Source organism: Methanobrevibacter sp. (assembly GCF_045636185.1).
GTDB lineage: Archaea > Methanobacteriota > Methanobacteria > Methanobacteriales > Methanobacteriaceae > Methanocatella.
Genome location: NZ_JAZTXC010000031.1, coordinates 1 through 8216, shown reverse-complemented (window position 1 = coordinate 8216; position 8216 = coordinate 1). Strand labels below are relative to the sequence as shown.

General features: G+C 35.4%; 10 protein-coding genes and 1 pseudogene. All 11 read right to left on the bottom strand.

Going from position 1 to position 8216, the window contains the following annotated elements; translation table 11 throughout:
- Positions 1–138: 138 nt before the first annotated feature.
- The gene (locus ACKI3Q_RS02240) at positions 139–1065 is read right to left on the bottom strand and encodes a F420-nonreducing hydrogenase (RefSeq protein ID WP_407413859.1); all 927 of its coding nucleotides are present in this window, start codon (positions 1063–1065) and stop codon (positions 139–141) included.
- A gap of 16 nt (positions 1066–1081) precedes the next feature.
- Positions 1082–1507: a hydrogenase iron-sulfur subunit gene (locus tag ACKI3Q_RS02235; protein WP_407413857.1), complete on the bottom strand. Its 426-nt coding sequence runs from the start codon at positions 1505–1507 to the stop codon at positions 1082–1084.
- A gap of 295 nt (positions 1508–1802) precedes the next feature.
- Positions 1803–3053: a SufB/SufD family protein gene (locus tag ACKI3Q_RS02230; RefSeq protein WP_407413855.1), complete on the bottom strand. Its 1251-nt coding sequence runs from the start codon at positions 3051–3053 to the stop codon at positions 1803–1805.
- Positions 3022–3777: an ABC transporter ATP-binding protein gene (locus ACKI3Q_RS02225; RefSeq protein ID WP_407413854.1), complete on the bottom strand. Its 756-nt coding sequence runs from the start codon at positions 3775–3777 to the stop codon at positions 3022–3024. Before ACKI3Q_RS02225 ends, ACKI3Q_RS02230 begins: the two co-directional genes overlap by 32 nt.
- 115 nt (positions 3778–3892) lie before the next feature.
- Positions 3893–4159 (bottom strand): PRC-barrel domain-containing protein, encoded by a 267-nt coding sequence (locus tag ACKI3Q_RS02220; RefSeq protein ID WP_407413852.1) that lies wholly within the window; start codon positions 4157–4159, stop codon positions 3893–3895.
- A 47-nt stretch (positions 4160–4206) separates the two neighbouring features.
- Positions 4207–4809, bottom strand: coding sequence for an NTP transferase domain-containing protein (locus tag ACKI3Q_RS02215; RefSeq protein ID WP_407413850.1), 603 nt, complete (start codon positions 4807–4809; stop codon positions 4207–4209).
- Positions 4810–4819: 10 nt separating this feature from the next.
- On the bottom strand, positions 4820–6289 hold the full coding sequence (locus ACKI3Q_RS02210; protein WP_407413848.1) for a methanogenesis marker 14 protein: 1470 nt from the start codon (positions 6287–6289) through the stop codon (positions 4820–4822).
- Between the two features lie 144 nt (positions 6290–6433).
- Positions 6434–7366, bottom strand: coding sequence for a tetrahydromethanopterin S-methyltransferase subunit H (gene mtrH, locus ACKI3Q_RS02205; protein WP_407413846.1), 933 nt, complete (start codon positions 7364–7366; stop codon positions 6434–6436).
- A gap of 12 nt (positions 7367–7378) precedes the next feature.
- Positions 7379–7630: a tetrahydromethanopterin S-methyltransferase subunit MtrG gene (gene mtrG, locus ACKI3Q_RS02200; RefSeq protein WP_407413844.1), complete on the bottom strand. Its 252-nt coding sequence runs from the start codon at positions 7628–7630 to the stop codon at positions 7379–7381.
- A 10-nt stretch (positions 7631–7640) separates the two neighbouring features.
- Positions 7641–7847, bottom strand: coding sequence for a tetrahydromethanopterin S-methyltransferase subunit F (locus ACKI3Q_RS02195; protein WP_407413842.1), 207 nt, complete (start codon positions 7845–7847; stop codon positions 7641–7643).
- A gap of 12 nt (positions 7848–7859) precedes the next feature.
- Positions 7860–8216, bottom strand: a pseudogene (locus ACKI3Q_RS02190) (tetrahydromethanopterin S-methyltransferase subunit A); the annotation flags it as partial.

Below are 8216 nucleotides of genomic sequence, written 5' to 3'. Positions count from 1 at the left end.
GTTAAGAATTTTTCGAAACCTCTGAATTCCATAACATGTAATCTTGTTTCTTCAACATTTCCTGCATCATCAAGATGGACTGTAATTTTTGCGTGTCCTTCAATACGAGTTACAGGTTCCATAGTAAGTTTAACCATTTTATTCTCCTCCTTTTTGCATTTTCATTGGTACTAATGCTGCAGGTAATGTGTATGAGTAGAAAGTACCTACAATATCATCCAATTGGTCAGCGACAGTTTCAGGATCAACTGTTTTATCTTCATTTACACCGTAGTCAGATGCAATTGCACTGATCATTTTAGCACCTTGGTCTAATACTTTTGAGGTAGGACCGTAACATCCTCTACATTGGATAGCAATGGAAGGACATTCTGCACCACATAATGATACGGTTGCAGGACCCATACATACTAAACCTTGGGAAATTAAACATAAATCAGGTTCAGGTTTACCAACTTCAAATTGTCTTTTAATGAAGTCCATAGCTAAACCAGCAGGTGGTTTTTCTCTAGGACATACTTCACATAAGTTAGTAGCAGGTAATTCGATAGTTTCACCATTTAATAAAGCAAGAACTGCTTCAGCTACTACATCAGAACGTGGAGGACAACCTGGAATGATTAAGTCAACATCCATAACTGCACTTAATGGTCTTACTCTGCTTTCTAAGTGAGGTACATCTTCATTAGGGATGATACCTTCAGGGTTAACAGTAGATACGGAGTTAACATATGCTTCTTGAGTTAAGTCTTCAACAGTCCATAAGTTTCCGAGACCTGGAATACCACCGTAACAAGCACAAGTTCCGTAAGCAATAACCATACTAGCTTTTTCATTTAACATTTCAGCCAATTCTCTGTTTTCGTCGTTTCTTATTCCACCTTCAGCGATGAGAATATCTAAATCAGGTACTTCATCGTATTTGGTATCCATAAGTACAGGAGAGAATTCAAATTCTGCTAATTCCATAACATCGATTAAAGATTCGTGGAAATCCGCAATTGATAAGTGGCAACCGGAACAACCTCCGAACCACATAGTTCCTATTTTAACTTTATCTGCCATTTTTAACTCCTCCAATTTATCCTTCTGCGTTTAATTGATCTTTCAATGGAGCTGGACCTAATTCTTTAATTCTGTTAACCATCATGTTAACAGCGGTAGAGAACTTTTCACCTTCGGATGCGGAAATCCAGTCGTGGTGAACTCTTTCTTTTCCAATTCCCATATCTTCAACCAATTTATAAATTAATCTCATTCTACGATCTAATTTATAGTTACCAGCATCGTAGTGGCAGTCACCCATGTGACATCCTGCTACGAATACCCCGTCAGCACCCTCTTTGAATGCTTTTAAAATAAATTGTGGGTCAATTCTTCCAGAACACATTACACGAATAACTCTAATATTCGGTGGGTATTGCATACGTGCAGTACCAGCTGTGTCTGCTCCTCCATAGGAACACCAGTTGCAACAAAACATTACAATTTTTACATCATCAGCCATAGAGTTTTTCCTCCTCTATCAAATTTTTTTTATTTTTTTCCGTTTTTGAAAAGATTTCTCCCTTCAAACGCCAATTTTAGAATTTTTTAAAAAATTTTAAAATCGCTTTTTAAGGCATAAAGTTTAGGTATGCCTTAATTTCACAATTTATGTACTTTAATGAGCTAGCTCAGCATAACATTAATGTACTGATTATTATATTACTATTATAATTAATATAAAGGTTACTTAGAAAATAAAGCCAAAAGGTTTATATACTATGAAACAAGTTTAAAAAAAAGAAAGAAAAATGGAATTACATTCCATCTACACTCATATCTATCATCATTTGAGTTTGTTCAGCCAATTCATCCGGAAGACCAGTAATATCCATGTTTAAAAAGCCTCTGACAATCATAGACTCTGCATCTTCTTCATCAATTCCTCTTGAAGTTAAGTAATTAATCTCTTCTTCAGAGATTTTACCTACAGCAGCCTCGTGAGACATTTCAAGATTAGCAGAACTGGCTTCTAATTCAGGAACAGCATAAATCATACTGTCATCAGATAAAACCAATCCGTGACATTCAAGGTGTCCTTTAACGCCAGGTACTGTTCCTGACAAATGGCCCCTGGAATAGATTTTAGATTCATCCTGAGACACCGCCCTTGAAATTACTTCCCCTCTTGCATTTGGAGCATTCAATAAAACGCGTGATCCGACATCAATGATGGAATCTTTTTTACCACCCTGAATGGATTGGAAAATAGCTCTTGAGTTTTTACCATCACAATAAGCAGTAGGATAAGACTGGATTGTTGAAACCGGACTGGTTAAAATGTAATTGTTAATGTAAGTTGTATCATCCATTAGTTTTACACCGGTTCTAGGCCTGACTTCAACCTGTTCGGCCCAATTGTGAACCATTGTAAAAGTGATTTTGGATCCTGGCTTTAAATACATTTCAGAAACACCTACGTGCATTGCAGAAGCTATATCATCACCGGTAGCACAACCAGTAATCAAATGGAGCTCTGAGTTTTCTTCAGCAATGATTACATTGTGAGCAGTCTGCATAACAGCTTCATCACCAATGAACATACAGGCCTGAACAGGCATTACTTCCTTAGTTCCAGGAAGTGAACGTACAAAGTATCCACTGGTAACACCAGTTTCCTGTTCCCTTAAAGCTGTTTTTGCAGTGTATTTATCAGCATCAGGCTTTACAACTTTCCACAAATAATCTTCAAGCCATTTGTATTTATCAAGTGCAACTTCCATACCCATAACTTCAATGGAATCTGATATTGAGTTATTTGTAAATACATTACTTTGGTCAATCTGTAAAAATGAACCTGAACGGTTGTTTTCTTCAGTGTCAACACCGACTTTCAACAAGGTATTTTTGGTCTTTTTATCGACATCATCCAAGTCATCCAATAAATCAATAGCATTAACAGCTTCATCTGAAAAGTTTTCTATTGTAATATCAGCACCTATTGGGGCTTTTTTATCTTTTGCTCTTTCAGCATCACTATAAACATTGCGCACACTCAACACATCCATTAAAACCATTTTTTCTAATATCTTCAAGAATTTCAGTAGGATTACCTGAACAAGATATTCTGCCATTCATCAACACATGTGCTTTATCTGCACTAACAAAGTTTAAAATGTAACCTAAATGAGTAATTAAAAGTCCACTTCTAACCCTGCTTCCCTGTGGCTTATCTTTATCAAGTAAAGTACCAATTTCTGAAGCCAACAATTCCACATTTTCAATATCCACACCAGAATCAGGTTCATCAAACATAGTAAAATCAGGCATTTGTGCCAAAAGCTGCAATATTTCAGACCTTTTGACTTCCCCTCCTGAAAATCCAAAGTTGACATCCCTGTCTAAAAATTCATCACTGAACTTAAGTTGCTTTGCAAGCTCTTTCATTCTCGGATTTAAATCCTCATCCATATCCTGATGGGATTCTATTTTAAGCAAGTCCCTTACGGAAACTCCTCTGATTGAAGGAGGAGTTTGAAAACTTACACCAATACCTAACTTAACTCTCTCAGCAGTAGTTAAATCAGTGATATCCTGACCTTTAAATTTAATAGTACCATTTACAACATTATATTGAGGAAAACCTAATATAGTTAAGAATAAAGTACTTTTCCCAGCACCATTTGGCCCTAAAAGAACATGGGTTTCGCCTTCATCAATAGAAAGATTTATATCTTTTAAAACTCTTTTCCCCCCGACTTCAACAGCCAAATTTTCAATTTCAAGTAACATTATAATCACCCATTTAATTCATTATTATGTTAATAATTAACTATTAATTAAACTAGTATATAAATATAACAATGTTTTATTTAATATATAAAAAAAGAGAAATGAACTGAAAAAATTATTCAGTTACAATAATAAATTCGCCGACTTTTTCAACTTTAGCGAAAGGAATTAATAATAAATCGCCGTTTCTTTTAGCACCTTTTACGTGGATATTACGGTCAGCTTCTACACGAATAGCAATATCGACGATTTTACCTGTTTTCTCGTTAACAATAAGTTCGTCTAAAACACCAAGAATACGAGCATTATTTGTTGCAACTTGGTAGTTTCTAATTTCACTCCATAATTTTTCTTCTCTTTTAGGAATTTGTTTATTTTCCATGAAATCACCTGATAACAATATTAAATTTAATTATATATTATCTATTATTATTCATTATATTTAAAAGTATATTTATTGGCAACATCTGCATCTTGTAGAGTATTAATATTGAAAGCCAATTCCTCCTTATTCAGGACCAACTGGTACTCATCCTGAATCTTGTTTATGCTTTTTAAAATATTAACCCCAACAGGAACAAGACCCATGTATTCAAATTCATACTCCAAGTTCAAATCTTCAAAAATGCTGACAGGAATCAATGTGGATAAAGCTTCCTTTTTACATTCAAAATAAGAATTTATTATAAAATCAATACATTCACCTTTTATAAAAGGCAAATCGGCATTAATAAAAAGTAATGTATCATCACGAGACTTTTCTTCAAAATAATCTAAAATAAAAGACAAGTCATGAACAAAATCAACACCAGGAGTGTCTAAAATTTCATAATTAAAATCATCCATATACTCAACAGTTTCTGGAGTATTGGGACTGGTTGCAATAATTATTTTTTCGACCAATTTAGAGGAATTTAAATTATCAAGTACATATTTAATTAAAGGTTTATTATGTAATTTAAAAAGAGGTTTTTCGACTGGAGTTTTGAGTCTTGTTCCTCTACCTCCAGCCATTACAATTCCATAAATCATGCCAAAACCACTAAGCGAATTTACCGCCAGCCATTTTCATACGATCTTTCAATATACATCTACCGCCTTGTTTACCTCCAATAGGAACTTTTGGAGTACCCATTGAATTCATACAACGAGCCATAATAGCAGAACCTAAAGCAAGACCATCCTCAACGAAAACAACTTTTTCAAATTTGTCCTGAACAGCTTCCAATATAAGTTCTGGCTTGCGTCCAGTGATACCTGCCCTACCTGTAATACCCAATGCAGAACCCGGAATGATAACGTTTTCTTTAAATGCAACATCCAAAACACGGGTAACTATATTGGTACTTACATAATCAAGAGTGGAAAGCATAGTGCCCAGGCCATCGTCAGCATAGAATTGTGCACCCAGTTCCATCAAATCATCCAGTTTGTCACCATTGAAACCAACATCACAACCGATTAAAGTAGTGCCTGCCTTTTCAGCAGCTTCCGGATTGACAGGAACGGTACCGAATCTTTCCACATCAATTGGAACTTTTTGAATATTGATTAATTTATGAGCTTCCAATGCATTGGCTTCAGCTTTTTTCTTGTCTGCTTTTTTGGCAGCCTTTTCATCATACAAGTCAATTGCAGCACCATTTTTCTTATCGATTTGGCCGGATCCACGAGCTATTGCATCACTTACAACACCTGCCAAACCTAAAAAGTTACCGACAGTATTAGCATAAGGTTCATTGTCATTAACAATACGGCCGGCTAAAGTAGAACCGAAGTCCAAAGAAACACAAGGATTTCTATAATCCACATCAGTCCATTTTGCACCTAATTTAATACCTGCAGTTACAAGTTCTCCTTCCATCTCATTTGCAACAGTCTCTTTACCTTCAGGAGGAACAACACTAACAACAGCACCATCGAAAAGAATATTTTCTAAAAGAGAATGTTTTTGCAATCTTTCAGGAAGTTGGGAAATACCCATTGCAGGAGACATCTTACGAGGTGGAATATCCGCTTCAAGACAGCCGTCTGCAAGAGCAATAATTAACTGGCCTGCTTCTTCAGCAGTAGCGAATCCTGCGGTTACACCAGTGGATCTGACAACAAAATCCAAATCCTCATCCTTATCGACATTACATTTTCTGAGTGCTTCCAAAACAGTATCGCTAATAAGCTCTGTTACAGCCTCCTTAGAAAGTTCAATACCCCAAACAGTCTTACCGAAAACTTCCTCATCAGCTTTAGGTGGTCTGATGTCACGAGTCATTTTAACTGTTTTGTTTAATAGATAGGACTCACTTGTGTTTAAGTTAGTTGCCATAACAATACATTTTGTGGTAGTGTTACCTAATTCAACAGAAGCAGTTACATAAAAAACATCTGGCTTTTTAACAGCACCAGGACTAGCCGGACCTGCCCTTTGAGCCCTTAAAACATCAAGATTTCCTTCTTTAGAATGGGCAATAATAGGCTTAGGACCTTTATTAAAAATTTTACTTAAAAAAGACATAATTTAACCTCTTCAATTAAAGTTAAATAATAATCTATTTTTAAGATAATATAAATTTTATTAAAAGTTTTTTAAAAAAAAGTAGTGAAAAAAATAAAAAAATAGATTAGATGATAAAAATCACCTAATCGGGACCCTTTATATCTATAATAAATTGTTAATTGGGTGGTCTTCTACAGGTTCGGTACCGATATCTTTTGCAGCTTCAGCAATCATAATATCTGCCATACCACAAGCAGGGAATGCTAATCTTGCGTTTTCGATAGGTCCGAAAAGTACGAAGTCTCCACCAGCCATTTGTTGTACGATGTTAGAACCGATATCACAAACAGGCCATGCTTCTTTGTGTTCTTTTTTGTATCCTCTTAACCAGTCCCATGCAGATGGAACGTTGTGGATACCAGATCCTACTGGGTAACCCCATTTAGCTTTTACTGCATAAGAAGTTCTTACTGCAGGACCAGCACCTTGACCTAATGGAGTAACTGCTACGTCCATCCATGGTTTGGTAATACCACATTCATCAGCCATTTCGAGAATACCTTTGTCGATTACATCTCCACCATTTTCCCAGATTTCAACTTTACCTTCTACACCAGCTTTCATTGGGTTGAAACCTAAGAGAATTGATGCATCGATGTCTGAGTTTTTAACTGCTTCGATTTCACCAGCTTCTGCAGCCATACTTATAGAGTTATATACTGCTCTTTCACATAATCCAACTTCTTGCACATATTCTACACCTGCAATTTTTGCAGCTGCAGCAGTTGAATCTATAAGGAAAGGTTTGTCACAGATATCTCCTACAAATTCTAAGTATTTAACCATAGCTTCTGGGGTAGCACCGAAAGTTTGTACAACACATGGGTTTCCGGTTACATCAGACATTTCTTCCATAGTTTTAATTCTTTCTTCAGCAGCATCTTTATCAAAGATACCTTCTTTTTCATCACTAATAATATTGTGTCCGCCGTAAAAGATAGTTCCTGCTAAAACGGTAGGGTACTCACCAGGTTGACCTCCCATTTTTACTCCAGCAATATCAATGACGAGTTGTTCTTTATCAAATCTTAACATAAAATAATCCTCCTATAAAATACTAGCTAACAATGTTTGAATCAATGCAATTGCACCAAATTTTATAGATATTATCAATATAAATAATCCTAGTATAATACCATACAATATACCAACATCTCTTCCGGTCTGTTGACCTAAACGTTGGTAGTACTCACCGACAGTGAAATCAACTTTTTCTTCAGCTTCATCTAATTTTGCAGCTAAAGCATTGAAATCATCTGCAGTTACCATAACTTGAGGTATTGAATCTTCTTCACTCATTTTAACACCTCTATAATCCACATGCTAATGCAAGGAAAGGAATAATAACTACTAAAAGGAGTGCTATACATATACCTAAAGCAATTCCTTTAACTCTTGTTGCAAGTAAACCTGCAAAAAGTTTACCTTCTCTTGCAAGAAGTTTTGAACTGTATTCAGTATCTTCAGCAGCTTTTTTAAGTCCGCTTGTATTTGGTTTATTTGAAATTTGCACCATAATTATTCCTCCTTATATCAAGAATAAAAATCCAATTACTAAAGTGAAGATTAAACCTATCATTATACCTTGGACTTTACCGGCATAATTACCAGCCATATTTCTTTGAACAGCTCCGACCATATCAATTTTAGTATTAATATTTCTGATTCTTGCTTCAATAAGAGCAGTTTCAGCAGAAACAACTTTCATTGCTTCTCCTTCGTCTTCGTCACCGTCATCATCATCTACGGAAATGACCATAGCTTCTTCTTCGAAAGCACCAGGATCTTTTTCTACACATTCATTAATTTTTGATTGAATAGTTCCAATATCTTCTGTATCAATTAAATCTACAACTTCTAATTGTTGTTGGAATCTTTCAATACC

Excerpts from the sequence above, each read along its gene's own strand:
- ACKI3Q_RS02230 (WP_407413855.1), bottom strand. The coding sequence starts at position 3,053 with ATGGATGTGTTGAGTGTGCGCAATGTTTATAGTGATGCTGAAAGAGCA.
- ACKI3Q_RS02225 (WP_407413854.1), bottom strand. The coding sequence starts at position 3,777 with ATGTTACTTGAAATTGAAAATTTGGCTGTTGAAGTCGGGGGGAAAAGA.
- ACKI3Q_RS02220 (WP_407413852.1), bottom strand. The coding sequence starts at position 4,159 with ATGGAAAATAAACAAATTCCTAAAAGAGAAGAAAAATTATGGAGTGAA.
- ACKI3Q_RS02240 (WP_407413859.1), bottom strand. The coding sequence starts at position 1,065 with ATGGCAGATAAAGTTAAAATAGGAACTATGTGGTTCGGAGGTTGTTCC.
- ACKI3Q_RS02235 (WP_407413857.1), bottom strand. The coding sequence starts at position 1,507 with ATGGCTGATGATGTAAAAATTGTAATGTTTTGTTGCAACTGGTGTTCC.
- mtrG (WP_407413844.1), bottom strand. The coding sequence starts at position 7,630 with ATGAGTGAAGAAGATTCAATACCTCAAGTTATGGTAACTGCAGATGAT.
- ACKI3Q_RS02195 (WP_407413842.1), bottom strand. The coding sequence starts at position 7,847 with ATGGTGCAAATTTCAAATAAACCAAATACAAGCGGACTTAAAAAAGCT.
- mtrH (WP_407413846.1), bottom strand. The coding sequence starts at position 7,366 with ATGTTAAGATTTGATAAAGAACAACTCGTCATTGATATTGCTGGAGTA.
- ACKI3Q_RS02215 (WP_407413850.1), bottom strand. The coding sequence starts at position 4,809 with ATGATTTATGGAATTGTAATGGCTGGAGGTAGAGGAACAAGACTCAAA.
- ACKI3Q_RS02210 (WP_407413848.1), bottom strand. The coding sequence starts at position 6,289 with ATGTCTTTTTTAAGTAAAATTTTTAATAAAGGTCCTAAGCCTATTATT.